General features: G+C 48.0%; 25 protein-coding genes. 14 read left to right on the top strand and 11 right to left on the bottom strand.

Annotated features, from left to right (window positions below):
* Positions 1-167 precede the first annotated feature (167 nt).
* Both fadA and fadB read right to left on the bottom strand, forming a co-directional pair.
* Positions 168-1331, bottom strand: coding sequence for an acetyl-CoA C-acyltransferase FadA (gene fadA, locus ACP7FG_RS06075; RefSeq protein ID WP_053954106.1), 1164 nt, complete (start codon positions 1329-1331; stop codon positions 168-170).
* A gap of 20 nt (positions 1332-1351) precedes the next feature.
* The gene (gene fadB / locus ACP7FG_RS06070) at positions 1352-3508 is read right to left on the bottom strand and encodes a fatty acid oxidation complex subunit alpha FadB (RefSeq protein WP_439225860.1); all 2157 of its coding nucleotides are present in this window, start codon (positions 3506-3508) and stop codon (positions 1352-1354) included.
* Between the two features lie 135 nt (positions 3509-3643).
* Here fadB and ACP7FG_RS06065 point away from each other — a divergent pair, with 135 nt between their 5' ends.
* Genes ACP7FG_RS06065 through ACP7FG_RS06055 form a run of 3 tightly spaced genes read left to right on the top strand, consistent with a single transcriptional unit; the run spans position 3644 to position 7573 of the window.
* Positions 3644-5593: a transglycosylase SLT domain-containing protein gene (locus ACP7FG_RS06065; protein ID WP_271332029.1), complete on the top strand. Its 1950-nt coding sequence runs from the start codon at positions 3644-3646 to the stop codon at positions 5591-5593.
* Positions 5594-5604: 11 nt separating this feature from the next.
* A complete protein-coding gene (pepQ, locus tag ACP7FG_RS06060; RefSeq protein ID WP_439225859.1) occupies positions 5605-6963 on the top strand; it encodes a Xaa-Pro dipeptidase in 1359 nt (452 codons plus the stop codon).
* On the top strand, positions 6956-7573 hold the full coding sequence (locus ACP7FG_RS06055; RefSeq protein ID WP_439225858.1) for a YigZ family protein: 618 nt from the start codon (positions 6956-6958) through the stop codon (positions 7571-7573). The genes pepQ and ACP7FG_RS06055 overlap by 8 nt, the downstream gene beginning before the upstream one ends.
* Here the strand turns inward: ACP7FG_RS06055 and trkA are convergent.
* The 4 genes from trkA to def are packed head-to-tail and all read right to left on the bottom strand — an operon-like array spanning position 7570 to position 11742.
* Positions 7570-8946 carry a Trk system potassium transporter TrkA gene (trkA, locus tag ACP7FG_RS06050; protein ID WP_439225857.1) on the bottom strand — a complete coding sequence of 459 codons (1377 nt, stop codon included), beginning with the start codon at positions 8944-8946 and terminating at the stop codon, positions 7570-7572. The genes ACP7FG_RS06055 and trkA overlap by 4 nt on opposite strands.
* Entirely contained in the window at positions 8943-10271 is a 1329-nt protein-coding gene (gene rsmB / locus ACP7FG_RS06045; protein WP_439225856.1) for a 16S rRNA (cytosine(967)-C(5))-methyltransferase RsmB, read from the bottom strand. Before rsmB ends, trkA begins: the two co-directional genes overlap by 4 nt.
* Positions 10268-11218, bottom strand: coding sequence for a methionyl-tRNA formyltransferase (gene fmt, locus ACP7FG_RS06040; protein ID WP_439225855.1), 951 nt, complete (start codon positions 11216-11218; stop codon positions 10268-10270). The genes rsmB and fmt overlap by 4 nt, the downstream gene beginning before the upstream one ends.
* Complete coding sequence (def, locus tag ACP7FG_RS06035; RefSeq protein WP_054488917.1) at positions 11218-11742, bottom strand: peptide deformylase; 525 nt, start codon at positions 11740-11742, stop codon at positions 11218-11220. Before def ends, fmt begins: the two co-directional genes overlap by 1 nt.
* A 62-nt stretch (positions 11743-11804) precedes the next feature.
* On the opposite strand from def, the gene dprA reads away from it, so the two are divergent.
* From dprA to polA, 7 genes are all read left to right on the top strand, one after another.
* Entirely contained in the window at positions 11805-12842 is a 1038-nt protein-coding gene (gene dprA / locus ACP7FG_RS06030) for a DNA-processing protein DprA (RefSeq protein WP_439225854.1), read from the top strand.
* A gap of 3 nt (positions 12843-12845) precedes the next feature.
* Positions 12846-13319, top strand: a complete 474-nt coding sequence (locus ACP7FG_RS06025; RefSeq protein WP_054488912.1) for a DUF494 family protein — start codon at positions 12846-12848, stop codon at positions 13317-13319.
* Positions 13319-13831: a topoisomerase DNA-binding C4 zinc finger domain-containing protein gene (locus ACP7FG_RS06020; RefSeq protein WP_439225853.1), complete on the top strand. Its 513-nt coding sequence runs from the start codon at positions 13319-13321 to the stop codon at positions 13829-13831. The genes ACP7FG_RS06025 and ACP7FG_RS06020 overlap by 1 nt, the downstream gene beginning before the upstream one ends.
* Before the next feature lie 27 nt (positions 13832-13858).
* A complete protein-coding gene (locus ACP7FG_RS06015; protein ID WP_224797616.1) occupies positions 13859-14419 on the top strand; it encodes a Sua5/YciO/YrdC/YwlC family protein in 561 nt (186 codons plus the stop codon).
* On the top strand, positions 14412-15326 hold the full coding sequence (gene hemF, locus ACP7FG_RS06010) for an oxygen-dependent coproporphyrinogen oxidase (protein WP_439225852.1): 915 nt from the start codon (positions 14412-14414) through the stop codon (positions 15324-15326). Before ACP7FG_RS06015 ends, hemF begins: the two co-directional genes overlap by 8 nt.
* Positions 15323-16162, top strand: coding sequence for a shikimate dehydrogenase (gene aroE / locus ACP7FG_RS06005; protein WP_439225851.1), 840 nt, complete (start codon positions 15323-15325; stop codon positions 16160-16162). The genes hemF and aroE overlap by 4 nt, the downstream gene beginning before the upstream one ends.
* A gap of 399 nt (positions 16163-16561) precedes the next feature.
* Positions 16562-19327 (top strand): DNA polymerase I, encoded by a 2766-nt coding sequence (gene polA, locus ACP7FG_RS06000; protein ID WP_439225850.1) that lies wholly within the window; start codon positions 16562-16564, stop codon positions 19325-19327.
* 121 nt (positions 19328-19448) lie between these two features.
* Here polA and ACP7FG_RS05995 read toward each other — a convergent pair whose 3' ends face one another.
* Together ACP7FG_RS05995 and yihA are read right to left on the bottom strand one after the other, a co-directional pair.
* Positions 19449-20366, bottom strand: a complete 918-nt coding sequence (locus tag ACP7FG_RS05995; protein WP_054488901.1) for a DMT family transporter — start codon at positions 20364-20366, stop codon at positions 19449-19451.
* A complete protein-coding gene (gene yihA / locus ACP7FG_RS05990; RefSeq protein WP_054488899.1) occupies positions 20353-20973 on the bottom strand; it encodes a ribosome biogenesis GTP-binding protein YihA/YsxC in 621 nt (206 codons plus the stop codon). Before yihA ends, ACP7FG_RS05995 begins: the two co-directional genes overlap by 14 nt.
* A 195-nt stretch (positions 20974-21168) precedes the next feature.
* Here yihA and ACP7FG_RS05985 point away from each other — a divergent pair, with 195 nt between their 5' ends.
* The 4 genes from ACP7FG_RS05985 (at position 21169) to cysE (ending at position 24122) form a co-directional block, all read left to right on the top strand.
* On the top strand, positions 21169-21795 hold the full coding sequence (locus tag ACP7FG_RS05985; protein ID WP_054488897.1) for a c-type cytochrome: 627 nt from the start codon (positions 21169-21171) through the stop codon (positions 21793-21795).
* A gap of 618 nt (positions 21796-22413) precedes the next feature.
* Positions 22414-22827 carry a GTPase-activating protein gene (locus ACP7FG_RS05980; RefSeq protein WP_439225849.1) on the top strand — a complete coding sequence of 138 codons (414 nt, stop codon included), beginning with the start codon at positions 22414-22416 and terminating at the stop codon, positions 22825-22827.
* The gene (locus ACP7FG_RS05975) at positions 22827-23285 is read left to right on the top strand and encodes a DUF2489 domain-containing protein (RefSeq protein WP_439225848.1); all 459 of its coding nucleotides are present in this window, start codon (positions 22827-22829) and stop codon (positions 23283-23285) included. Before ACP7FG_RS05980 ends, ACP7FG_RS05975 begins: the two co-directional genes overlap by 1 nt.
* Before the next feature lie 9 nt (positions 23286-23294).
* Positions 23295-24122, top strand: a complete 828-nt coding sequence (gene cysE, locus ACP7FG_RS05970; protein ID WP_278357843.1) for a serine O-acetyltransferase — start codon at positions 23295-23297, stop codon at positions 24120-24122.
* On the opposite strand, the gene ACP7FG_RS05965 is transcribed toward cysE, so the two are convergent.
* From ACP7FG_RS05965 to ACP7FG_RS05955, 3 genes are all read right to left on the bottom strand, one after another.
* Entirely contained in the window at positions 24119-25690 is a 1572-nt protein-coding gene (locus ACP7FG_RS05965) for a methyl-accepting chemotaxis protein (protein WP_222236092.1), read from the bottom strand. The two genes, cysE and ACP7FG_RS05965, sit on opposite strands and share 4 nt — an antisense overlap.
* A 167-nt stretch (positions 25691-25857) precedes the next feature.
* Positions 25858-26064, bottom strand: coding sequence for a cold-shock protein (locus ACP7FG_RS05960; protein WP_011233297.1), 207 nt, complete (start codon positions 26062-26064; stop codon positions 25858-25860).
* 183 nt (positions 26065-26247) lie between these two features.
* Positions 26248-26793, bottom strand: a complete 546-nt coding sequence (locus tag ACP7FG_RS05955; RefSeq protein WP_439225847.1) for a hydrolase — start codon at positions 26791-26793, stop codon at positions 26248-26250.
* Positions 26794-26968: the final 175 nt, after the last annotated feature.

The raw sequence follows: 26968 nt of genomic DNA, 5'->3' as shown, positions 1-26968 counted from the left end.
AGGGTACTCAGAAACACGCCGTGAACCCATCCCTGGGGGCTTGACTGCAGCCATCCATGGCTGCAGACAGTTTCTGAGTACCCTACGTCAATTAACAGCGGAGGAGCTACCAAATGGCTCCTCTACTGAGAGCGTCGTGTTACACCGCCCTAGTTTTGCTGTTTCTTTTAAACGCGTTCGAAGACAGTAGCAATACCCTGGCCAAGGCCAATGCACATGGTTGCTAAGCCAAGCTTCGCGTTTTTCTCTTCCATTAAGTTGATTAGCGTCGTTGAGATACGTGCGCCAGAGCAGCCTAATGGGTGACCCAATGCGATAGCACCACCGTTCAGGTTCACTTTCTCTTCCATCTTGTCGAACAGTTTTAAACCTTTAAGTACAGGTAGTGACTGTGCGGCAAAGGCTTCGTTCAGTTCAACAACGTCGATGTCGTCAATAGACACACCAGCACGTTTCAGTGCTTTCTCAGTTGCCGGAACGGGGCCGTAACCCATAATGGAAGGATCGCAGCCTGCAACGGCCATTGAGCGAATCTTAACGCGTGGCGTCAGACCCAGTTCTTTGGCTTTATCAGCAGACATAACCAACATGGCAGCTGCGCCGTCAGACAAGGCTGACGATGTACCTGCGGTTACCGTACCGTTGGCAGGGTCAAACACCGGGCGAAGCTGTGACAGGCCTTCTGCGGTGGTTTCCGGACGAATAACTTCGTCTTCAGTCACGCGTACCAGTTCGCCGTCGGCATTGTGGCCGTTAATTGGGTAAATCTCTTTAGCAAAGCGGCCTTCAACTGTCGCTTCGTGCGCTTTCTTATGAGAGCGCGCGCCGAATTCGTCTTGTTGTTCACGGGTAATACCGAATTTGCGAGACAACAATTCAGCAGTCATACCCATGCTGCCCGACGCTTTTGCTACAGACTTATTCATGCCCGGGTGAAAGTCGATGCCGTGAGTCATTGGTACGTGACCCATGTGCTCAACACCACCGGCCATAAAGATCTCGCCGTCGCCGTTCATAATAGCGCGGGTAGCGTCGTGCAATGCCTGCATGGATGAGCCGCACAGACGGTTAACGGTAACACCGGCTACTTTGTGTGGAATGCCGGCAATTAACGCTGAGTTACGCGCAATGTTAAAACCTTGCTCTAAGGTTTGCTGTACGCAACCCCAGTAAATGTCTTCCAGTTCTTCCGGGTCAACTTCCGGGTTACGCTCAAGCAAGCCCTTCATCAGCGCAGCTGAGAGGTCTTCGGCACGAGTATGGCGGAAAACACCATTTTTTGAACGCCCCATTGGCGTACGAATACAATCTACAATGACGATGTCTTTCATTTTAATAACCTCCTCAAGCCTTACTTCGCGCTGGTTGTGTCAAAGTAAGATTTACCGGCTTTAGCCATTTCGCGCATGCCGTCGGTAACCTGATAAATTTCACCCAGGTGCGCGTACTTGTCCGCCAGTTGAATAAAGTTGTCCATGCCAAGCGTTTCCAGATAACGGAAAGGGCCGCCGCGGAATGGAGGGAAGCCTAAGCCATAAAGCAGCGCCATGTCTGCTTCGGCAGCAGAGCCCACAATGTCTTCTTCCAGACAGCGAACCACTTCGTTCACCATTGGGATCATGCAGCGAGCAATGACTTCGTCTGCGTCCAGTTTTTTGCCTTGTTCACAGCCTAGTAACTCATAAGTCGCCGGATCAGCTTCTTTGGTTGGCTTACTTTTTTTGTCGGTGCCGTAAACATAGAAGCCTTTGCCGTTTTTCTGACCGTAACGCTCAGCAGCTGCCAGTTTAGCAATGGCGCTGGACTCGTCGCGTTTCATGCGGGTCGGGAAGCCTGCTTCCATAACAACGGTACAATGATCAGCTGTGTCGATACCGACAACGTCGCTCAAGTACGCAGGACCCATAGGCCAGCCGAACTGCTTCTCCATAACCTTGTCGATGCCGACGAAATCAACGCCTTCATCAACCATGCCGGCAAAGCCTGCCAGGTAAGGGAACAATACGCGGTTCACTAAGAAGCCCGGGCAGTCGTTAACAACGATAGGGGTTTTGCCCAGTTTCAATGCATAGGCTACTACGGCATTAACAGTGTCATCTGAAGTTTTCTCGCCACGAATAATCTCAACCAGCGGCATTTTATGTACCGGGTTAAAGAAGTGCATCCCGCAGAATTTTTCAGGGCGCTTCAGGTTCTTAGCGAGCTCTGTAATAGAAATGGTCGAGGTGTTTGACGTTAAAATAGCATCATCACTGATAACGCCTTCAATTTCAGCAAGCACCGAACCTTTAACTTTCGGGTTTTCAACAACGGCTTCAACAACAATATCGACGTCTTTAACGGCATCGTTCAGCAGCGTAGGTGTAATAGAAGATAAGATTTTAATCATCTTCTCGTTATTGACTTTACCGCGCTCTACGCCTTTTTTCAGGATCTTGCCGGCTTCTTTCATGCCCAAGTCTAAAGCGTCTTGCTTTATGTCTTTCATTACAGCCGGTACGCCTTTAAGGGCAGACTGGTAAGCGATGCCGCCGCCCATAATGCCTGCGCCTAAAACACCCGCTGTTTTGATTTCTTTGGTTGCTGCTTTGGCGTACTTCTTAGACTTACTTTTAACCGCCTGGTCCGCCAGGAAGATACCAACCTGTGCCTGACACGCTTCAGTTTGGGTCAGATCGAAAAATGCGTTGTTTTCAGCTTTTAATGCGCCTTCACGGTGTTCGCGTGCGCCGTTTTCAATTGCTTCTAACGCCTTGTGCGGTGCCGGGTAGTGTTTACCGGCTTTGGCTGCAATTAAACCTTTAGCGGTAACCAGAGTCATCATCAACTCGGTGTCGTTGGCTTTTAACGGCTCTAACTTAGGCTGACGCTTGGCTTTCCAGTCTTGCTCTCCGGCAGCGGCAGCTTTCGCTAAATTCAACGCCGCTTTTGTCAGGTTCTCTGGCTCAACAACGGCATCAACGGCGCCAACGCTCAATGCATCAAGTGCTTTATTGTTTTTACCTGTGGTGATCCACTCTAAAGCGTTGTCCGGACCAATAACGCGTGGTAAACGCATGGTACCGCCAAAGCCCGGGATGAGACCCAGCTTAACTTCTGGCAGGCCGATGGTTGCTGTGGTGTCCGCTACACGGTAGTCACAGGCTAATAGTGCTTCACAACCACCGCCTAACGCGAAGCCTTTAACTGCCCCAACGGTGGGTACCGGCAGGTCTTCCAATTGGTCAAATACGCGTGATGCTTTTGCTACCCAGCTGCGGGTTTTTTCCTGATCAGAGAATAGTGTCAGGAACTCAGTAATGTCAGCGCCTACAATAAAGGTCGATTTGCTGCTGGTGACAATGACGCCACGTAAATCGTCAGTGTTTTGTAATTTTGTCAGTGCTTCACTGAATTCTTCTAATGTTGCCTGGTCGAATTTATTAACCGAGCCTTTCGCATCAAATTGTAATTCTGCGAAACCTGGTTCGATAAAATCGACCCGAATGCTTTCACCTTGATAGATCATCTTGGGTCTCCCACGACTTCCATTAATTTGTTGCTATAAAGAAACTGATTCTGCTATAGCTTTGGGTTAAGGTAGAGAGAGTTTGGCGCGAATACGCCAATTTTTCAACGGTTATTTAAACATGCGTTTGAATTAATGAAAAAGCAGTCGTTTATCATACGTTACAGTGCACCATTGTTTTTCGCGTTATCGCTGTTTAGTAGTGGTGCAGCCCAATCTGAACCTGTTGATAGTGAACAACGGGAGCAGCAGCGTGAGCTATTCAAAAAAGCAGAATACGCCGCTAAGCGTGGTCGTCTGAATGAATACCGTCAGTTATTACAGAAGCTGGAGGGCTACCCGCTCGTTCCGTATCTGGAACTGACAAGGCTGGAGCAAGTAGGCTATTTGGCTAATGAAGACCGGGTTTTGGCTTTTCTGGAAAAGTATGACAACACACCACTCGACTGGCAGCTAAGGCAGCCGTGGCTTACTTACCTGGCAGGGCAAGAAGAGCATGCACGCTTTATTCGCGACTTCCGGCACCCGGGCACTTTGACTCACCGTTGTCAGTTTATTGAAGCGCAACGAGAAAAAGGTTTGGGGGACGGGCCTTTCCGTCGCCAGGTTGATGCTATTTGGGAACACGGTTTTTCACTTCCTTCAGCCTGTGATCCCATTTTGAAGGAATGGGAAAGCCTTGACGGACGTACTGATGAGAAAGTTTGGAATAGACTGAAGATGGCAGCTGAACGCGGTAACCCAACGTTACTGCCTTACCTCACAGGGTTATTACCGGAGTTACAGCAATATCTGGGTGAGTTTTATCATAAAGTGCGCTATTCACCGGCGGCCATTGAAGACGGTTCCTGGTTTAAGGGACGTTACCCTGAAAAAGAAGCCCAGATAACGACTTTTGCACTGACAAAGCTTATTTGGCGAGATGAAAATATTGCCCTGCGCAGTTATAAAAAACTGAAGCCCGAGCTACCCTTTTCAGAGGCGCAGGAAGAACGCATAGCAGAAGAGTTTGCGGTTGCGCTAAGTTTGAAGTCTCATCCGGAAGCGCGCGTCTGGCATGACCGTGTTCCGGTTAATGCGCTCAATGAGCGAGTTCTTCAGTGGCGTTTAGCTATTTACCTTAAAGACAAAGATTACGAAGGTCTGCGTGATGCTATTCAAAGTCTCCCCGTTGCTATTCGGCAAGGGAACCAGTGGCGTTACTGGCTTGCGCGCACGCAGGAAATTACCGGGAATGCATTAGTTGCTCAGCAACTCTACGAAGATTTATCCGACGAACGCCATTATTACGGCTTTCTAGCCTCTGCAAGGTTACAGAAACCGGTTAGTCTTGAGCACGAAAAGCTTGAGGTGAGTGTGGTTCAGCTTGAACAGATTCGAAACCATCCGAGTGTCCAGCGTGCATACGAGCTTATTCAGCTTGAGCGCTGGGTGGACGCAAGGAGAGAGTGGAATCACTTATTAACTCAACTTGATGGTGAAGAGCAAAAGGTCGCAGCGTATCTTGCCAGCGAGTGGGGGTGGCACGATCAAGCCATATGGACATTAGCGCAAATTGGTCATTTTGACGCCGTGGGCATTCGTTTCCCATTAGCTTATAAAGACATATTAGGAAGGGCATCACAGGCCGCAGGAATAGATGAAAACTGGGCTTTAGCCATTACCCGGCGAGAAAGCAACTTCCGGCATGATGCTTATTCCAGCGCGGGCGCCAGAGGCTTAATGCAAATACTGCCCGGCACCGCCAAACAACTGGATACCAAAAACAACAGTTGGCGTCGTTTAAATGACCCGTCAGTCAATGTGCGATTAGGAACTCATTACTTGAGTCGCCTGAAACATCGGTTTGAGAATAACTGGCTATTAGCTACGGCAAGCTATAATGCAGGATACTACCGTGTGAGAGAGTGGCTACCGGAAGAGCCTGTTTATGCCGATGAGTGGGTTGAAACCATCCCTTACCATGAAACCCGAGATTATGTAAAAGCGGTATTGAGTTACCAACAAATTTATAGGATGTTAGGTGGTAACGAGGATAATTTGTTTGAGCAAGTTGTTGATATGACCATTGTTGAGACTGAATAAGGCGATTCAATATGACTGCGACAGCAGATTTGTGGCCGTTATTTCCTGACCATATAAAGCAGCTTCAAACCCGTGCGGAGCGACTCTGCAAACGAGAAAATTTAGATTTACTCGCAATACATTCAGGACAGCAAAAGCGCTGGTTTCTGGATGACATGAATTATCCTTTTCGTGCGAATCCTCATTTCAAGGCTTGGTGTCCGGAAACGCAGCTTCCTAATGCCTGGGTCATTATAAAACCCGAGACCCGTCCAACGCTCGTTTTGCTCAATGCTCCGGACTTTTGGCATACAACAGCAAATTTAGAAAGTGAACCCTGGCTAGAAGAGTTCCACGTGGAACACATCAGTTCGCCTGAGGCTATAGAAAAGCTCTTACCTTATGATAAGAAAAACGCCGCCTACCTGGGTGAACATATTGAAGTAGCAAAAGCGCTAGGCTTTGAGAACATCAACCCAGACCCGGTTCTTCACTTCTTTCATTATCATCGTTTGTTCAAAACAGACTATGAAATAGCCTGCTTAGCGCAAGCTAACCATATTGCCGCAGAAGGACATATTGCAGCGGCAGAGGCCTTTTTTAAAGGCGACTCCGAGTTTGATTGCCTGTTGAATTATATGGCGGCGACACGGCAAGGGCAGAATGAAGTACCGTACAATCATATTATTGGGCAAAATAAGAACGCGAGTGTTTTACACCATTGGTTACCGGATAAAAAGCCACAAGTGTCGTTAAAGTCTATGTTGGTTGATGCCGGCGCGGAAGTTTGCGGTTACGCTGCCGATATTAGCCGGACTTGGTCGGCAGAGCATAATGAGTATGAAGAGCTGATAGCGGCTCTTGACCAAATTACGTTAGCGCTTATTGATAAAATGAAGCCCGGTATGGAGTTTCCTGTATTGCATCAGTTGGCTCACGAGCAAATTGCTAACGTGCTTTTTGCCTTTGGTTTTGTCAGTTGCAGTCCCGAGCAAATGATTGAAGACGGCATAACGACGGTCTTTTTCCCGCATGGCCTGGGCCACCCGCTAGGACTGCAAGTGCACGACGTTGGCGCTGCTCAGGCTGACGAGCGGGGAACCCCCATACCGTCGCCAACAGGCCACCTTACATTAAAAACAACCCGCACTGTCGAGCCGCGCCAGGTGTATACCATTGAGCCCGGTATTTACTTTATTGAACCTTTACTGCAAAAGCTGGCGGGTTCTCGCAATAAGCACGTTATTAATTGGAAAAGGGTGGATGAGTTTCGCCCATTTGGCGGTGTGCGGATTGAAGATAACATTGTTATCTATCGGGAACGAAATGATAACCTTACGCGACAAACGTCTTTGGATGCTTACGTGAAAAAGGTTACCCGTCTTGCATGATCAAGATTACGATATTCCGGTCTCTGAAGCTGAAGTTGAAATAGAGATAAAAGGCAGTCGTTTTATCGCCTGCCTTGCGCATACCGACAATGAAGCCAGTGCCGCTGAATTTTTAACTGAAGTACAAAGAAGGTGGCCAAAAGCTTCGCACTACTGTTCAGCCTCCGTGTTTTCTGCTCCGAATAATAGTCAACGTTTAGCCTCCAGTGATGACGGAGAGCCTTCCGGAACGGCTGGAAGGCCTATGCTTATGGCGCTGCAAAGCAGTGGTGTAGGGGAGATTACGGCAATAGTGGTGCGCTACTTTGGCGGCGTAAAGTTAGGGACAGGTGGTCTTCAAAGGGCCTATACGGAAGCGACCGTCACTGCGTTAGCGGAGCTTGAAAAAGAACGTCGGGTTTTCAAACAAGGGTTTCAGTTGCACTTTGCCTATACCGACCAGGGCGATGTAGAGCCGATTTTATTTGAAGCTGGCGTTGAAACTGCATCGTCGGAATACGGAGAGAGTGTGTTGCTGACTGTGTTATTAAGACCCATAGAGGTAGAGACGCTGCAGAAAAAACTACAGGCCGCTACCCGAGGCCGGGTTCAGCTAAAGCCTCTTAATTAGAAGAACATTGCGCTGGGCTGGAAGACTTTCTCAACCTGATCAATGTACTTTTTATCCAGCAAGAACAGAATAACGTGGTCGTCCGAGTGAATAATGGTTTCGCTGTGCGCCATGAGTACTTCATGTCCCCGAACAACGGCGCCAATAGTGGTACCTGGCGGAAGTTTAATGTCTTTAATGGCCTTTCCGACGACCTTAGAGGTGTCTTCATCACCATGTGCAATGGCTTCGATGGCTTCAGCAGCGCCTTTACGCAGCGAGTAGACGTTTACAATATCCCCACGGCGTACGTGGGTGAGTAAGGCTGAAACTGTGGCGCGTTGTGGCGATATAGCAATATCAATTTCCCCGCCCTGAACCAGGTCAACGTAAGCACTGCGCTGAATCAGTACCATGGTTTTGCGGGCTCCCATGCGCTTAGCCAACATAGCCGACATGATGTTTGCTTCGTCGTCGTTGGTTACCGCAATGAAAACATCAATATCCTCAACGTGCTCTTCTTCCAGCAGTTTTTGATCGGAGGCGTCACCGCGGAAAATTAATGTATGCTCAAGGCTTTGTGACAACTCTTCTGCGCGCGCTTCAGATCGCTCTATCAGTTTGACCCTGTGGTCAACTTCCAGCTGCTTAGCCAGACCTGCGCCAATATTGCCACCACCGACAATCATGATGCGTCGGTATTTGTCTTCAAGCTTCTGCAGTTCCTGCATTACCGTGCTGATATGACGAGTATCTGCAATAAAGAAGACTTCGTCATCGGCTTCAATAATAGTGGTTCCTGTCGGGCGGATAGGCTTGCCCTGACGATAAATGGCCGCGACTCGAGTGTCGATATTGGGGATGTGCTCTCGCAGAGTAGAAATTGCGTGTCCAACGAGTTTCCCACCATAATACGCTTTTACGGCGACCAGACTGGCTCTGCCGTTAGCAAACTCCATAACCTGCAAAGCGCCGGGGTAATCAATTAATCGTCTGATGTAGTTAGTAACTAACTGTTCCGGAGAAATGATGTGATCGACCGGCGCGTCCTGGTTATGAAATAGCTGATCTTTATAACGGATATACTCTTCGGAGCGGATTCGGGCTATCTTTTTCGGTGTATTAAAAATGGAATAAGCGACCTGACAGGCAATCATATTGGTTTCATCGCTACTGGTTACGGCAATCAGCAAATCTGCGTCGTCTGCACCAGCTTTACGCAATACGTCCGGATGAGCGCCGTTACCGACGACAACGCGCAAGTCATATTTGTCCTGCAAGTCGTCCAGTAAGTCGTTATTGGTATCAACTATGGTGATGTCGTTGCGCTCACCAACCAGGTTTTCTGCCAATGTGCCGCCGACCTGGCCAACACCGAGTATGATTATTTTCATTGGGCTTTCTTCAGTCTCGCGTAAAAGAAACCATCCCCGGCATATTGTCCGGGAAGCAATTGCAGTGTGTCATGCTCTGCTGTTATAGGTATCAGACTAGCACCAGATTGCTGCTGTAGAAAAGACTCAATTTGAGTTTGGTTTTCCTGACGCAGAATAGAGCAGGTTGCATACAGCAGTTCTCCGTCTGGCTTAAGTAGTGGCCAAAGTGAGCTGAGTATCTGCTTCTGTAACTTTGCCAGTTCGCTGATGTCTTCAGCGCGGCGTAACCATTTAATATCCGGGTGTCGGCGTATCACACCGGTTGCGGAGCAGGGGGCATCCAGCAGTATGCGGTCGAATTGCTCGCCGTCCCACCAGTCATTGGTCGTGGCGACATCTGCACAGTGAATAACAGCGCTTAAACCAGCACGCTCTAGGTTTTCATCCACTCGCTCAAGGCGCTTGGGGTCGATATCAATAGCCTGAACCGGTTGTTCAAAGCTGTGCCGTTCCAATAAATGGAGTAACTTACCGCCGGGAGCGGCGCAGCAGTCGAGTACACGATGCGCAGCATCTACATTTAGAAAGTCTGCTGCCAGCTGTGCGGATCTGTCCTGTACAGACACATGGCCACGGGCAAAGCCGGGGAGTTTCTCTACCGGGCAGGGAGAGTGCAATTGAATTGCATTGCTTGCGCTGGCATCAGCCTCAGCTGCAATGCCGCTATCCTCAAGCTGCCGTAAATAGTCATCGCGAGTGGAAAATCGCTCATTCACACGTAACCACATAGGCGGGTGAGTGTTGTTTTCCGCCAGAATGTTATCGGCATGCTCGGGGTGGTCATTGTTAATGGCATCAAATAACCAGCGAGGATGATTCTGCATTGAATCACAGGGTAACTCACGTTGGTGTGAGTCATCGGCTGAAGGAGCTTCGCGCAATAACTGACGCAGTATACCATTCACTAAGCCTTTATGGTTTCTTTTACCCAGTATACGAGCGGCTTCTACGGTTGCACTTACGGCAGCGTGATCTTTAATTCGTTGGCAATACAATTGATAGGCACCAACCAGTAACAGGTAATGCAATACTTTTAACTTACCTTTGAGGGGCTTATCCAATTTTGCGCCAACCAAGCGATTAAGGCTGGGCAGAACGCGCAAAACACCGTAACTAATCGCACTGGCAAGACGTTTATCTGCGTCGGGTAATTTGCTGGTTGCATAAGGCAGGGCCGCCGAAAGCGACTCGCCTTTTTCTAAAACCTGAAACAGGGCACTCGCAGCCGCCGCCCGGCTTTGTGCACCGTGACCGCTGCCTTCGGATTTCTTCTGCTGACTCATAGTAATTCCAGTCCGGGGCTAAATACGCTGCTGTAACCGTTAACCAGCGTACTGGCAGGCTGCACTTTTTTGCCCGGCATTTGTGCCTGGGTAATACGCAAAAGGCCATCGCCAGTGACAATGTCTATGCCTTCGTGCGTGCTGCTAATAATAGTTCCGGGCCTTTTGTTACTGGCACCCTGAACTAATTCAGCAGCATGAATTTTAATCGTATTCTGCTGAGCCTTTAAATTGTCTGACTGACACCAGCTCATGGGCCAGGGGTTAAATGCCCTTACGCAGCGTTCAATAAATGCGGCTGGTTGCGTCCAGTCTATTTTGCCTTCCTGCTTAGTCAGCTTTTTTGCATAGGTGGCTTCGCTGTCACTTTGCGGTTTGGCCTGGCGTTGATAACTTTCAAGGTCAGCTAATACTGTGATTAACGCTTTTGGACCAAGGCTTTCAAGTTTATGATAAAGCGAAGCGGAGGTCTCCTGCGGGCTAATAGCGCATCGTTCTTCATGCAGTACCGGACCTGTATCCAGACCGGCTTCCATCTGCATAATGCAAACGCCTGACTCGGAATCTCCCGCCCATATGGCGCGTTGAATAGGAGCTGCACCTCGCCACCTAGGCAATAAAGAGCCATGAACATTCAGACAACCTTTGGCCGGGATATCCAACACGGCTTGCGGCAGCAATAAACCATAAGCAACAACGACCATTACATCGGGTTTGAGCTCTGCTAAAGCCGACTGAGCTTCTTCCGATTTTAACGACTCTGGCTGGTAAACGGGTAGTTGGTGTTCAACTGCCAGTTTCTTAACGGCGCTCGGTTGCGGCTTTTTGCCGCGTCCAGCAGGGCGGTCGGGTTGGGTGTAAACACCGACTATCTGATGAGATTTATCAAGCAATTGCTGTAAGTGTTGTGCGGCAAAATCGGGCGTGCCTGCAAAGACTATCCGCATTACTGTGCTTCCGCCGCATACTTTTCAGCCAAACGCTGTTCTTTCTCTAATTTCTTACGAATACGCTCGCGTTTCAGTGGCGATAAATAATCGACAAAGAGTTTACCCTCTAAGTGATCAATTTCGTGCTGAATACAAATAGCTAAAAGGCCTTCTGCCGAACGACTGAAACGTTCACCGTTTTTATCTAAAGCCGTAACCGTAATTTTTTCCGCACGTTCTACTTTTGCATAAACGCCGGGAAACGACAGGCAACCTTCGTCATTCTTGAAATGACCTTCGGCTTCGGTTATCTCCGGGTTAATAAACACCAGCGGTTCGTTCTGATCTTCGCTGCAGTCAGCAACAAACAAACGCTTGTGCACATCGACCTGAGTTGCGGCAAGGCCAACGCCTTGCTCTTCATACATAGTTTCGAACATATCATCGATAACCGAGCGGATGCTGTCATCCACTTTGTCAATCGGCTGTGCGACTTTGCGTAACCGTTCGTCTGGATATTTCAGAACCGTCATTTTTGCCATTAGAACCTCCAAATCTTCATCTACCCTTAGTTTACCTTAAATCGGTAGGTCAAGGACAGTCTGTGAACACACAGGAATTATGTGTATTAATGGGGATGACACGCGCATCAAACAAGGTACAGAAAGCGGCACGGGAGTGTGACAGCTGGCAAACGCTGTTTGAGCGATGGGGGCAATCGCTAAAACCGGTAGACTCGCGCTGGCTGAAAGCGGCTGAGAACTGGTGTCTAAGTGATTATCAGGGCGTTATATCTTACTTCAGCGACGATTACCCGGCATCGTTAAAAGCAATCAGCAATCCGCCCTGGTTACTCTACTACAGAGGTCGGAAAGAGTTGCTTAAAGGGGTCTGTGTGGCGGTTGTAGGCAGCCGCAAAGCGAGCCATAGCGGGCTGCAGGTTGCTGACTGGATCAGTGAAAAACTGGTCGCGTCGGGTATTGTTATGGTGAGCGGCCTGGCAATGGGCATTGATGCCCAGGCGCACAAAACTGCCGCAGACAAAGGCAAAACCATTGCCGTTTTGGGAACCGGAATTGATCAATACTACCCTCGACGAAACAAAGCCTTGCAGGATTTCATTGCCCATCAGGGCTTGTTAATTTCTGAGTTTCCGCCCGGACAAACCGCAAGGACAGATCATTTTCCCCGGCGTAACCGTATTATTAGTGGTATTAGTCAGGCGGTTGTTGTGGTTGAAGCGGCCCGTAAAAGTGGTTCGCTCTCAACGGCAATACACGCGTTGAATGAAGGGCGTGAAGTCGGTGCTGTTCCCGGGTCGGTTTTGTTGCCGGAGCATCAGGGGTGTCATTGGCTGATACAGCAGGGGGCAAAGTTAATCAACACACCACAGGATGTTCTAGAGTGGTTTTCGATTAACCCAGCTCAAGCACCGGTTTCAGAAGAGCGACAATATCTTGATGAAAGCTTGGCAAACAATCGATTGTTCGCTAGTCTGAGTTCAGAGCCACGAACAATTGATGACATGGTACAATTGTCCGGACTCGAGGTTGCTGAAGTCATGGAGAAAGTAGTGTTACTCGAATTAGAAGGGCTAGTGGCAGCCGTACCAGGCGGTTATATCAAAGTGGGGAGGCGCTAAAGTATGTTTGATATCCTCATGTACTTGTTTGAAAACTACATTCATTCCGAAATGGAAGTTGTGGTAGATCACGATGAGTTAACCAATGAACTTACACGGGCTGGTTTTCGTCACCAGGAAATCCAGAAGGCTTTGGCGTGGTTAGAGCGCCTGGCCGACTTACAAGAAATGGAAACCAAGTCTTACCTGGATGTTGCCCCGCAGCAGTCTACGCGTATTTATACAACGGCGGAGATGTCGCGGTTAGATAGTCAGAGTCGTGGTTTCTTAATGTATTTAGAAAATCTGGGTGTGTTAGATTTCGCGACCCGCGAAGTGGTTATTGACCGTGTAATGGAACTTGAAACTGCGAACTTTACTCTGGATGACCTGAAATGGGTTGTGCTGATGGTTCTGTTTAATGTTCCCGGTCAGGAAGCCGCCTACGACCAAATGGAAGGTTTGTTGTTTGAGGAAGCTGAAGGGCCCTTGCATTAATGTCATCAGATGAGCGCTGCCCGCGTTGTGAGCGACCGCTGGTCATTAAACATGTTGGACATAATAGCTTTCTTGGCTGCACAGGGTACCCTGACTGCGACTATAAACGAGGTCTTCGCGAACAATCTGAAATTGAACCCGAGGACCTTGGTGTTGCTTGTCCGGAGTGTGGTAAAGAGCTGCAATTAAAAAGTGGCCGTTATGGTTTATTTGTTGGTTGTAGCGGGTTTCCCGACTGTGAGTTTGTGACCGAGCCCAATGCTGACGAAGAGAACGCTATTACCTGTCCGGAATGCGGCAGTGGTCAGCTGCATCAAAAAACATCACGACGCGGCACCGTATTCTACGCCTGCGATCAGTATCCCAAATGCCAGTTTACGGTGAATCAACCACCGGTTGATGAAACCTGCCCTAAATGCCAATACCCAATGCTGGTGAAAAAGAAATCCGCTGCAGGAATTCGGAAAGTCTGCCCGCAAAAGCAATGCGACTATAAGTCGGACGCGCTATAATCTGACTCCTTAAGAGGAGGGTATATTATGGCAGATAAGTGGGAAGCAGCGCATAACGCAGTAAGAACAGGCGTTATTGCCTACCCGACAGAAGCAGTATTCGGACTGGGCTGTGACCCAACCAATGAAGTTGCTATTCAAAAGTTGCTAAGCCTGAAACAGCGGCCAGCTGAAAAAGGGCTCATTTTAATAGCTGCGGACTACAGCCAACTACTCCCTTTTGTTGAAGACTCCGCTATTCCGCAGGACAAACGTTTCAGTGTTTTGTCTCATTGGCCGGGCCCCGTCACCTTAATTCTTCCGGTAAGAAAAAGTGTATCGCCATTATTAACTGGCGGCAGAGACACCATAGCCGTGCGGGTTAGTGCGCATGAACCTGTCAGAGAGCTTTGCCGCGCACTTGGTCATGCTTTGGTATCTACCAGTGCCAACTTAACAGGCCAGGAGCCGGCAAGAACGGCAGCGGAAGTGCGCCTGCAATTTGGTGACAGCGTGGACTGGATCATGGATGAAGCGACTGGTGGAGCTGCTAATCCAACTCGTATCATTAATCCATTTAATAATCAGGTTGTCAGAGACGATGCATAGTGACTATTTAAAGCAGGTAAAAAGCTACCTGATGTCGTTGCAGGACGCTATTTGTGAGCAGTTAGCGCTAACTGATGGTCAGCAAGGCTTTCAGGAAGACAGCTGGGATCGGCCCGGCGGCGGAGGCGGTCGTTCCAGAATCATAAAAAACGGTGAGGTTTTTGAGCAGGGCGGCGTCGGTTTTTCGCACGTTTACGGTGAGAAAATGCCTGCATCGGCAACAGCACACCGTCCTGAGCTGGAAGGTCGAGACTTCAATGCCTGTGGTGTTTCTCTGGTAATGCACCCCAAAAACCCGATGGTACCTACGGTACATATGAATGTGCGGTTTTTCATTGCGCAAAAAGAAGGCGAAGAGCCGGTCTGGTGGTTTGGCGGTGGCTTTGATTTAACACCCTTTTATCCATTTGAAGAAGACATCATCGAATGGCACCAACAGGCAAAAGACGCTCTGGACTGCATTGATGAAAAGCTTTATCCGGAATATAAAGCCTGGTGTGACGATTACTTCTATCTTAAACATCGCGATGAAGCTCGTGGCGTGGGCGGTATTTTCTTTGACGACCTTAATGACCGCTCTTTTGACGAGTGCTTTGCTGTAATAAAAGCGGTGGGCGATGCTTTTACCAAAGCATACTTACCGATTGTTGAGCGTCGCAAAGCCCTGACGTACACACAGCAGCAGCGCGATTTCCAGCTCTATCGCCGTGGACGTTATGTTGAGTTTAACCTTGTCTGGGACCGCGGAACCTTGTTCGGGCTACAAACGGGTGGCAGAACCGAATCTATTTTGATGTCGATGCCACCGCTGGCTCGTTGGGAATATGACTGGCATCCGGATCCGGACTCGGCCGAGGAAAAGCTTACCAGCTACTATCTGAAACCACGAAACTGGTTAGCCCTATGAAGCCAGTTATTCATCTGGGGGTTTTTGGAAACCCAATTGAGCACAGTTTGTCCCCGCGTATTCATTCGTTGTTCGCGAAAGCGCAACAGCATCCGGTTGAATATCGTCGTTACTTGTCGACTCCCGGGCGATTTTCCCGAAACATAGCGCAATTTTTTCGCAGTGGCGGGAAAGGGTTAAATGTCACGCTACCTTTTAAGCAGCAAGCCGCGGAATTAGCAACTGAATTAACTAAGCGAGCGCAAGAGGCTGGCGCGGTCAACACTCTGGTTGCGATGGGAAATGGTCAATTACTGGGTGACAATACCGACGGTGAAGGCCTAATTAAAGACTTGGAAGAAAAAGGATTTAAAGTAAGTGAACGCTCACTTGTTGTTTTTGGTTCGGGGGGCTCTGCCCGGGGAATATTGCCTTTGCTGTTGCAGCAGCAGCCTCGCCGTATCTATTTAGTGAACCGGACTGTCGATAAAGCACTGATGCTGAAGTCTCAGCTGGAAAACCTGGGTGTGTTAGCTGCTGACCGTATTCAGGTGCTTGCATCGGCTTTGGAAATTAATGAGCCAATTGACCTGATGGTTAATGCCACCAGCAGCAGTTTAATGGGACAGCGTTTAGCTTTGCCTCTCCAACTCGCTGAGGGAGCCTCAGGTTATGACTTAATGTACTCTGATGAGCCGACGTTATTTATGCAGCAGCTGAGTCAGGCTGGCTGTGAAAATGTTAGCGATGGGCTTGGTATGTTAGTTGAGCAAGCCGCCTCATCTTATCAACTCTGGATGGGGGGAGAACGCCCCGATACCGCATTTGTTATGGAGCATTTTCGAGCTCGTAGTTAGTTGATTAAAAAAGGTTTTTCTTTGCTTTTTATAAGTAAAGAGAAATGAGGAACAAAAGGTTATAAAAAAACGGAATTTGGCAGTAGATCATTACTGATTTTGTGGTAATCTGTTTGACCTGTTTGCGATGTACTTCCTTCCATTTCAGGGCGTAAACAGAATAGTTTCCACAGTGAAGCATAATAATAAAAAGTACTAGGCATTTAGGGATGCCTGCCGTTTCAAATCCCACACTATCAATAACTTAAGTAAACTTTAGACACGGGGAAATTTTAATTTCCGGCTGTGGAATCGGTCGTTGTTAACAGACTTATTAACAGGTTATACACACTCTGCTCAGTGGCCTGAATTACCGTTCTGTGGCATCCTATAGGTAACGCTTAATTTAGGTTTTTAACTATGGCCACATCTGTTCCCGAAAATCCGTTTATTCTCGTCGATGGTTCCTCTTATTTGTTTCGCGCCTTTCATGCGCCACCGCACTTAACCAATTCCAAAGGCGAGCCAACCGGCGCTGTTTATGGCGTTGTTAATATGCTGAGAAGCTTATTGAAACGCTATAAACCCAGCCATATGGCGGTGGTTTTCGATGCGAAAGGTAAAACCTTCCGTAGCGATATTTACCAGGAGTACAAAGCAAACCGTCCGCCAATGCCCGATGACTTACGCACACAAATTGAACCTCTGCATGAAATTGTGAAAGCAATGGGGCTGCCGCTGTTATGCATTGACGATGTTGAAGCGGATGATGTTATTGGCACTCTGGCCCGACAGGCCGGAGAAAAAGGGCGCTTTACGTTAATTAGTACCAGTGACAAAGACATGGCACAGCTGGTTAATGAACATGTCATGCTAATTAACACAATGACTGACACCTTGCTGGATCCTGAAGGTGTAGAGAAAAAATTCGGCGTGAAGCCGGAGCAGATCATTGATTATTTAGCACTAATGGGCGATAGCTCCGATAATATTCCGGGGCTGCCAAAAGTTGGCGAAAAGACGGCGCAGGCAATGTTGCAACAAATTCCAAGCATTGATGCCATTTATGAAAATGTCGATGCGGTAAGCGAACTGTCCTTTCGTGGCGCGAAAACCATGCCGGCGAAACTGAACGAGTATAAAGATCAGTTGCTTATGTCCCGGGAGTTGGCAACCATTAAGCTTGATGTGGCTATGGAGTTGCAGCCGGAAGAGTTGACCATACAAACGGCAGACAGCGAAAAACTGGCTGAGTTATATAGCCGGTGTGAATTTCGCCGTTGGCTTGGTGAGCTTATGGAAAGTGGGGCAGCAACTGACCAGGCTTTGGGTAAAGCTGAAGTTGAAAAGCCCGTCAGCGACATTAACCAGGACGCTTACCGTGTTTTAATGACGGAAGAGGAAGTGAGTGATTATTTAACCTCACTTAAGAAATGCGACTACTTTGCTTTTGATACCGAAACGACGAGCCTGAATTATATGCAGGCCGAGCTTGTCGGCGTGTCGTTAGCTACCGCCCCGGGTGAAGCGGTCTATATTCCGGTTGGCCATGACTATATGGAAGCCCCTGAGCAAGTCGGTCGCGACTGGCTGCTGGAGCAGTTGAAGCCTCTACTCGAAGCGGACAAGCCGCAGAAGGTTGGGCAAAACCTGAAGTACGATGCCCATATTTTGCGCCGTTATAAAATTCGTTTAGGCGGTATTTTAAATGACACCATGCTGGCATCTTACGTATTTAATAGTGTCGGCTCCCGCCATGACATGGACACCTTGAGCCTGCATTACCTGAACCACAAGACGATAAGTTTCGAAGAGATCGCCGGTAAAGGTGCTAAGCAGTTGACCTTTAATCAAATCGATCTTGAGCAGGCGGGTCCCTACGCGGCCGAAGATGCAGACATTACGTTCCGGTTGCATGATGTATTGTGGAATAAGGTCAAAGATGTTGGCAGCGAACTGCACAGTGTACTGACTGATATTGAAGTACCTTTAGTTCCCGTATTGTGCGATATGGAACAATATGGTGTCCGTATAGATGCTAATTTACTTGGTAAACAAAGTCAGGAAATTACCGAGAAGCTTGACGCTTTAGAGAAAAAAGCGTTTGAGATTGCCGGTGAGGAGTTCAACTTAGGTTCGACCAAGCAGTTGCAACGCATTTTCTTCGAAAAGCTGGAACTTCCGGTTGTGAAAAAGACCCCGAAGGGGGCTCCGTCAACGGCGGAGGAAGTTTTGCATGAGCTGGCGCATGACTACCCTTTACCAGATGTTATTTTACAGCACCGAAGCTTGTCGAAGCTAAAATCCACTTATACCGATAAGCTGCCGAAGATGATCAACCCGGACACTGGCCGGGTACACACCTCTTATCAGCAGGCGGTCACAGCAACCGGACGTTTGTCTTCCACTGATCCGAATTTGCAGAATATTCCTATTCGCACAGCTGAGGGGCGTCGGGTGCGTCAGGCCTTTGTTCCTGAGCAAGGTTATAAGATTGTCGCTATCGACTATAGCCAGATTGAACTGCGCATTATGGCGCATTTATCCCAGGACGCGTCGTTGCTAAAAGCTTTTGCTGAAGGCTTGGACATTCACCGGGCAACAGCCGGGGAAGTGTTCGGCTGCAAAGCCGATGAGGTAACGGATGACCAACGCCGTCAGGCTAAAGCGGTCAACTTTGGCTTAATTTACGGTATGTCTGCGTTTGGTCTTGCGCGCCAGTTGGGTATTGCCCGCCATGAAGCTCAGCACTATATGGATAAGTACTTTGAGCGCTTCCCCGGTGTGCTGCGCTACATGGAAGATACCCGTAAACAGGCAAAAGAGCAGGGATACGTGAAAACCTTGTTCGGGCGCCGCTTGCCTTTGCCGGATATTAAAGCGAGCAACGGGGCTCGCAGAAAAGGTGCAGAACGGGCTGCCATTAATGCGCCGATGCAGGGAACCGCGGCGGATATCATTAAAAAAGCGATGCTGAAAGTCGCCGACTGGATTGATAGCAATCAGTGCCAGGATGACGTACGTATGTTAATGCAGGTTCACGATGAGTTGGTCTTTGAGATAAAAGAGGCCAAGCTGGATGATTATATTGCACAATTAACAAATGTCATGGAAAAAGCCGCAAGCCTTGATGTGCCGCTTATTGCAGAGGCGGGTAAAGGCAATAATTGGGATGAAGCGCATTAATTTTGCGATTTTTGTGAACTTTATAAAAAGGGTCTAGTCACAATAAGTGAGGGGATTAATCCTCCCTCACAAAATTGTTCTCCCTGGATTACTTTTGGCCCGGCTTTTTAGTCGGGCTTTTTTATTGCTCTTTCTGCGGAATACCGGCCAGGCCGGGGCGACCCTTGCGGTTGGCAAACCATACACCAACAAGAATCGCTAACATACCAACACCCTGTTGCAGCCAGAATGCTTCCCCGTCAAGTACTCCAAGCAAAACGGCAACCACCGGAATAAGATATGTGACTGAACTGGTGAAAACCGTATTGGTTAACTGGACAACGTGGTTAAAAATAACCAAAGCACCAGCCGTTCCTGCTATACCTAACGCCAAAACAGAGAACAGCGATAGCATAGCGCCGGGTTGTTGAACCTGGGCTATAAATTCTGTGCCAGCGAACAAATAGACAGTGGCAGGAACTGCGGCCATAAGTAGCGAGATACCGGTGATGGTTAACGGTGATAAGTCACTGATTTTGTGTTTAATCAGATTCAGGTTGAGGCCGTAACAAACCGTTGCTGCCATGACTAACAACGCATAAAGGTTGAAGTCCCAACTGCCATTCGCCGAAGCGGTTACCAAAAGCAGGGTACCAAAGAGGCCTATACCGACACCGATAACCTGTGCTACCCGCGCCTTTTGATGGAAGAATAAAGAGCCGATAACCAAAGTGGCAATGGGAGTTAAGGCATTCAGAACCCCGGTGACGCCACTGGCTAATTGAGTCTGTGCTATGGCGAACATAAAGGCAGGGATTAGACTTCCCACCAGGCCAACACTTGCTAATTTTAGCCAATGTTTACGGGTGATTTTATTCAGGCGACGCGCAATAAAAGGGGCTAGCACGATACCGGCTGAACTGATCCTAAGCGCACCAACTTCCATCGGACCAAAAGCAATTAACCCTTTTTTAATCAACAAAAAAGAGCTACCCCAAATTAATGCGAGTAACCCTAATAATAACCAGGCACTAAGTGGTGGTGTGTTATTCGTCGTCATACTCTTTGCTATACCACTGGTTGAGTTTTTCTTCGACTTGCTCGACGCCGAAGCGTTTTAATGAGGAAAATGCTTCGACCTGAACGTCACCATTAAAGGCAATTGCAGCTTGTCTTGCTTTTAACACTGTTGACTTACGAGCGCCCTGTTTAAGTTTGTCGGCTTTGGTGAGCAATACCAGAACCGGCAACTCACAATCAACAGCCCAGTAAATGAGTTCCTGGTCGGTTTCGCGGAAAGGGTGACGGATGTCCATTAGTACGACAATACCCTTGAGGCTGTCCCTTTGCTGCAGGTATTCGCTTAAAGAGCGCTGCCACTTCTCTTTTACGGCCAGTGGCACCTTGGCAAAGCCATACCCTGGTAAGTCAATAAGGCGTTGACCGCTGTCGAGTTCGAACACATTAATTAGCTGGGTTCGTCCCGGAGTTTTACTGGTACGAGCCAGTGATTTCTGCCGCGTTAGTGTATTCAGAGCGCTGGATTTACCGGCATTAGAACGGCCGGCGAACGCAATCTCGATGCCTGTGTCCGGAGGCAGTTTGCTGATATCCGGTGCACTGGTCACAAATTTTGCCGATGCGTAATCTAATTGCTGATCTGCCACTATTAAGGTCACTTTTATTGATAAAACGGAACGTCTACGTGCATTATGAAGTATCCGGACAGTATCTCCAATGATCATTTAGCAATTGATTCGGTTTTAATCGTTTAATCCACACAAGTTTTGTGTAAAATAGCAACCTGCTTAAGGTGATTTATTGGGGCGCGTGGCGCCATCCAGAACAGAAGAGAAGCAAACATGAAAAAATTCGCAATCTTTTTGGGACTTTTCTTCGGTACCGCCGGTATCGCAGTAGCACAAAGCGGCGACGCTGAAGCCGGAAAAGAGAAATCGCAAGTTTGTGCGGCTTGCCATGGACCCAATGGTGAATCTCCGTCCGATATGTATCCGCATTTGGCCGGTCAGCACGAAAAATACCTGCTTAAACAGCTGAAAGATTACAAACGGGCGTCAGAAACCGGTGGTGAAGAAGGGCGTAATAACCCCATTATGATGGGCCAGGTTGCGTCATTATCTGAGCAAGATATGGCTGACTTAGCGGCTTTCTTTGCATCACAGGAAGAGCCGAAAGGCGAAACGCCCGAAGATATTATTGCACAAGGGCGTGACCTTTACCGTCGCGGCAACCCTGAAACCAATATGCCGTCTTGTGCCGGCTGCCATGGCCCTCGGGGAAATGGTCTGGGGCTAGCGGCGTTTCCGGATATTTCTGGTCAGCACGCGGCTTACACTAAGTCTCAGCTAGAAATGTTCCGTAGTGGCGACCGCGCTAACGATCCAAACGGAATGATGCAGGGCGTTACAGAGAAAATGACAGACGACGAAATCGAATTGCTGTCTAAGTTCTTGAGCGGTTTGTATTAAACAGAGCTTAATCAAATAGAAAGCGGCTTAGGCCGCTTTTTTTATGTCTATAATAAATGAGATAGTAAAAACCTATTTTTGGGTGTTGTTAACGAAAAGTAATAAGAAAGTTGTTTTTTAGATCAATAAAATCATTGAATTAATATTTGGTTCAAGTAGTCTTAACAACGCTCCGGGGCCGTACGGACAGAAAAAAACAAAAAAAAGATGTTAAAAGCCCTTGAGGAAATAATAAAAAGACTGTAAAAATACAGCTAACTCGACACAAAAAAATAACAAGAGGTCGAGAGATTATCGAAAAGTCAGATTCCATCTTATTTCTCGATAATCCAGGGAGTAAAGCCAATAGGCTAGTGGTTGCTCCATTTTATAATAACAATAATAAAAGACAGGTTACGGAAAACCGCAATAACAAGTCGGAAGCAGTGACAACCATTCTCATAGTTGCAGTGCGCTGCCGATAATATGAGAGAAGCAGGCGATGTGTAAAAGCATCGCCTTTTTTCTTATTTGGGCTCAGCCTTTCTTAAACGTACAAGCTTTTCCTTTACCCTCCACTGACGTCATCCCCGTTAATGAGTTACAATAGGTCATATTAGTTTTTATTTAGGAGCGACCATGACTCGCCGCAAGAAAACACGTAAGGCAGGGCCGTTGGCGCCATCTAAAGCGCCAAAAGAAAGACAAGCGTCAGATGCTGCTTCAAAAGGTAAAAAGAAGGGTAAGGGTCAACCGTCAGGCCAACGACATTCATCCACTAAGGTTCTGCAGCAAAGTAGAACAAAAGGCGACGAAAAAGATCCCCGACACGGCAGTCGCCGTAAAGTAGCTTTAGTGATGACACCTGAGCAGGAACTAAAACAGTTACAGGAAGACACAAAGCTTCAGTTACTGGTTGAACGTTTCGAAAATGATGAGTCTCTGACAGCAGAAGAGCAGCACTACCTCGATGAAAAATCTGAGCGTTATGAACAGCTGGTTGCCAAACTGGGTTATGAACTCGATGAAGAATGGGATGATGAGGAGTACTAATGTCCAGCGAACTCTATTGGATTATCGCCATTATTGGCGTCTTAATTATTGTCGCTCTGGGGTGGTACGCCACCAATTTACTGCTACGCCTGCGTTGGCAGACCAGAATTAGGGATGCAGCCGTACAGAAGCGTGTCGATCGCATTGATGAGAGTATTATTACTATTGCAAAAGCCATGCAGCAAGAGCAGTGTCCTTTGTCTGAAGGATGCTTACGTATTGTGGTATTGCTTGATCATCGCCCGGAAGCTGTAGAGTATGACTATTCTAAAGATTACCCGGCAATGCATGAAATGTATGAAAAGATAAAACATATGCCAACGCACGAGTCACGTAAGAAATTTCCGAAAAAGAAAGTGCGGGAAATGGATGACGAGCGTGAGGGCTATGAAAAGTCGATGCGGGACATTATTCTTGCAGACGTTGATAAGTTATTGAAGCAATTTCCAGCGGCCTGAGGAGGCGGCATGCCGTTTTTTAAAGGTATAAAAGAAGATATCGCCAGCGTTTTCGACAGAGATCCAGCTGCGCGGAACACAATGGAAGTGTTGTTTCACTATCCTGGACTGCATGCCACCTGGTTCCATCGTATAAGCCATAAACTTTGGGAGTGGAAGTTATATTGGCTTGCTCGTTTTGTTTCTAATGTTTCACGCTGGCTAACGGGGATAGAAATTCATCCGGGTGCTAAAATAGGTCGTCGTTTCTTTATTGATCACGGTATGGGTGTGGTCATTGGTGAAACCGCAGAGATCGGCGATGACGTTACTTTGTATCATGGCGTGACTCTTGGCGGTACTAGCTGGAACAAAGGTAAACGGCACCCGACCTTGAAAGACGGTGTGGTGATTGGTGCAGGAGCAAAGGTACTGGGTCCAATTACTGTCGGAAAATCTGCACGCATTGGTTCTAACGCTGTGGTGGTGCGAGATGTACCGGAGCTAACCACTGTGGTCGGTATTCCGGCCAGGGTAGCTCAGTCGGCGGTCGATGCGGAAACAGCGGAACGCCGCAGAAAAATGGCAAAGGAGTATGGCTTCGATGCCTATGCTATCTCAGCGGATAACCCAGACCCGGTTGCAACAGCAATTGGGCGCATGCTCGATCATGTACAGGTTTTAGATAATAAAGTCTCTGACCTTTGCCAGGCTGTTAATAAGCTCGGTGGCGATGTCTGTGGTGAGATTCCTGAAGTCGATATGGACGATGTCGAGTTTCTTGAAGAAAGTGAGCGCGCCGCAAAACGACGCGCCGATAAAGATGATACTTCAGCCTCGGGTAAACAAGACTCTTAACTTTTTAAATTAAAGCGCTCGATCAAGGAGTAAAGCTGCTGACTTGTGTTTTGCAGCTCGTTGCTTGAGCGTTGAGTTTGCTCTGCTGTTTGTTGGGTATGACGTGCAGTGTCCGCAATTTCAGTAATTTGCTCGCTGATATGCTCCGCAACGCCGCTTTGCTCTTCAACAGCGGACGCCATTTGCGTCGACATATCTGAAATGTCCTGAATAGCCACTGATATCTCACCCAGAGCAGTGTCTGCCAGACGAACTTTCTCAACACCCTCTGATGCCGCCTCTTCACCTTGTTTTGAAACCTCGACGGCATTACGTGCGCGCTCTCGCAACTGTTGAATGACTTTGTGAATACCCTCAGTAGACTGGGTTGTTCTTGAAGCCAGTGAGCGAACCTCATCTGCGACCACTGAGAAACCACGGCCATGCTCGCCGGCACGAGCCGCTTCAATGGCAGCATTCAGGGCTAACAGGTTGGTTTGGTCGGCAATGGAGGATATTAAATCGGCAGCCTCGCCAATAGCCCCGGTCGATTCATCCAGCTCTTTAACGGTTGCGGCTATTTGCCTAACGGCATCGTGAAGCTGGACGATAACCTCGCTTGCTTCTCTTGCCAGCCCTACGCTTTCATCCACATTGGTTTTGGCTGACTCAGCCTGTTGCGCATTACGTTCAACCGTATCTGCCACTTCCTGAATGGCGGACGCCATCTCATTCATAGCCGTCGCCGTCTGTTCAGTCGCAGCCGTTTGTTTATCGACATATTGTTTACTAAGCTGAGCTTGATCGTAAGTATCGTTGGTCACTTTTAACAGGCTTCCAACCGCGTCCTTCATGCGGCTAAGTGCGGTACGGTTACGGGCGCCCTCGCTGATAAGCTGCATAGCGAGCCTGGCTTCGCGTCCCTGTTTATCAAAGTACGTCATTCCAACCAGTTCGGAATCAAAAGCCTCAGGGCGTAACTCCAGTAGCCCCTGCAGCATACGGCCAATATAGGTGGCGTAAGCGAAGGTGGTAATAGCGGTAGCAGCCAAAGCGATTAACGCGGAGGTAGGTTCACCGAGGAGTGCTATGGCGGCACTGGCAATTACGCCGGGGATAACGACGGGCATTAAATCTTTACAGCCCAGCCAGAGTCGTTTTCCCAGGGGAATGGCATGCTTTCCTGAATTTAACCGCTCATAGATGCGCTGTGCACGTTTTTTACGGTGGTCTGATGCGGCAACACGGACGGACTCAAAGCCAACCGGCTTACCGTTTTCCATAATCGGCGTAACATAAGCACTCACCCAGTAATGGTCGCCGTTTTTACAGCGGTTTTTAACCAGACCCATCCAGGGCTTGCCGCGCTTGATGGTTTTCCACATATTCTCGAAAACGCTGGCAGGCATGTCAGGATGACGCAAAAGGTTGTGCGGTGAGTCAATTAACTCATCACGTGTGTAACCACTGACATTAACGAAATCTTCGTTGCAGTGCTTTATGACCCCTTTAAGGTCAGTCGAAGAGATCAGTCGATAGTGGTCTGGAAAGCGGTTTTCCTTTCCTGTAACCGGACCATTATTTTTCATAAGCGCCTTTAGGAAGTTTGATTTACATCAATATAGTAAGGTTATCGTATTTTGGCAGGAAAAGTTTAACGGTTTAGGCTTTTGGCCATAAAAAAACGCCGCTAAGAGCGACGTTTTTGAAATTCTTTGTGTAAACGTTCGGCACCCGAAAGGGTACTGAAGGTTCCTTACATAGGAACTACGTTTTCAGCTTGTGGACCTTTAGGGCCTTGAGCTACGGTGAAAGAAACTTGCTGGCCTTCTGCCAGAGTTTTGAAACCGTCAGACTGAATAGCGCTGAAATGTACGAAAACGTCTGCGCCGTTTTCTTGTTCGATGAAACCGAAGCCTTTAGCTTCGTTAAAGAATTTTACTTTACCAGTAGTAGTAGACATGCTGATATTCCTCGTAGTGCATGTTGAAATCAATGTATTGCTAAAAAAAACTTGGTATTACTTGGACTTACAAAACGAGGTACAGCAAAAAGGACTTCGTAAAAAATCTCAAATCAATAGCCGAAATTTTCTCAGCGGTTTCGAGTATACGCTTAATATAGCCCGAGTCAACAACAGGTTGCGTTATTTTAACCAATTGCGGCTTATATGGCGGAAGGTGTCTGTTCCTGATTTCTCCAACCATTCAAAGGCAGCCATCTCGGAAGTGATAATTTCAACCCCGGCATTTCGCATACGTTCAATGGCGCTGTCTTTATCGGTGGGGCGACGGGAACCAACAGTATCGGCCGGTAGAAACACTTGATAACCGGATTCCTGAAGCTCTATTGCGGTTTGCAGAACGCACACATGGGTCTCCATACCCATAATAACTACATGTTTTTTATTGTACTCCGACAGAACATCGCGGAAGGTATCGTCACGCAGCGCACTGAAATGAGTCTTCTCGACAACGCGTGCGGCTTCAATAATCTCTTGCAGACTTTCAACGGTATAGCCTAAACCTTTAGGGTACTGTTCGGTAATAAGAATAGGCAAGTCCAACTGCATAGCAATTTCACCCAGCCAACGCATTCGCGAGGTGACAACGTCTCGTTGATGAATTGCAGGCAACAGTCGCTCCTGAGCATCGACAATGAGTAATAGAGAATCTTTAGCGCTAAGCAGCATTGTTCATTCCTGTTGGTAGAAAGTCGGTTCACATACTAACCTTAGCTCATTAATCTATCTATCAGCAAAAAGTCTTAATTTGGTCAATAATCACCCATGAAATTTGCAGTTAAGGCGGCCAATGGCTACAATCCTCGCCTTTCCAAATGCAGATGCACATCCAAACAGTAAATAA

The organism is Idiomarina sp. ST10R2A5 (genome assembly GCF_051842325.1).
Classification (GTDB): domain Bacteria; phylum Pseudomonadota; class Gammaproteobacteria; order Enterobacterales; family Alteromonadaceae; genus Idiomarina; species Idiomarina abyssalis.
Note: the sequence above shows the minus strand (reverse complement) of the source record. Positions and strands in the feature narration are given on the sequence as shown.